Source organism: Undibacterium sp. TJN19, from assembly GCF_049339485.1.
Classification (GTDB): domain Bacteria; phylum Pseudomonadota; class Gammaproteobacteria; order Burkholderiales; family Burkholderiaceae_D; genus Undibacterium.
Genome location: NZ_JBMPPL010000049.1, coordinates 1 through 920 on the forward strand (window position 1 = coordinate 1; position 920 = coordinate 920).

Annotated in this window: 1 protein-coding gene; it reads left to right on the top strand. The window is 62.8% G+C overall.

What is annotated here, in order from left to right; genetic code table 11:
* Positions 1–920: AMP-binding protein (locus ACO0LH_RS28460; RefSeq protein WP_422944522.1), on the top strand; the 920-nt coding region annotated here is incomplete at both ends.

A 920-nucleotide genomic window follows, 5' to 3' on the forward strand; every position in this document is an offset into this window, starting at 1 on the left:
TGACAGTCGTACCCGACCAGCTCGCCTACATCATCTTCACCTCCGGCAGTACCGGCGTGCCCAAAGGCGTATTGATCAGCCACGCCAACATCACCAGCCTGGTTGCCCCTGGCAACAGCGTTGCTGTTCCCGCCGGCACCATCGTCGGCCAGGCCGCCAGCTACGCCTTTGACGCCATCACCTACGAACTCTGGGCCCCTTTGGTTGCTGGTGGCCGCGTCGTCATGATCAACAAAGCCACCTTACTGTCCCCCCAGGCCCTCACCGCATGCCTGCAACAACAGCAAGTCAGCCGCCTCTTCATCACCACCGCCCTGTTCAACCGCATCAGCCAGGAAGTCCCCGCTGCCTTTGCCAGCCTGGAACAAGTCCTCTTTGGTGGCGAAGCCTATTCAGCCGACGCCATCGCCCACATCCTCCATACCGCCCCCCCGGCACAACTACTGCACGTCTATGGCCCGACCGAAACCACCACCTTCGCCACCGGCTTTGCCATTGACACCAAGCGCTTCCTCCAGGACCGCCAGGCCCCCATCGGCATGCCGATGACCAACACCACCGCCTACGTCCTGCAAGGCCACCACCTCGCCCCCCTGGGCGCTATTGGTGAACTCTGCCTCGGTGGTGCCGGACTCGCCCGCGGCTATCTGGGGGACGCCCAGCTGAGTGCAAAAAAATTCATCCCCCATCCCTTTGCCGGCAGCCCCGGGGAACGCCTCTACCGTACCGGCGACCTGGTCCGCCTGCGTCCGGATGGTGCCATAGACTTTATTGGCCGCGTCGATGACCAGATCAAACTGCGAGGATTTCGCATTGAACTGGGCGAGATCGAACAAGCCCTGCGCCAGCATCCCGGTGTTGAACAAGTCCTCGTCCTGGCCCGCGAAGACCAGCCCGGAGAACGCCGCCTGGTGGCTTAC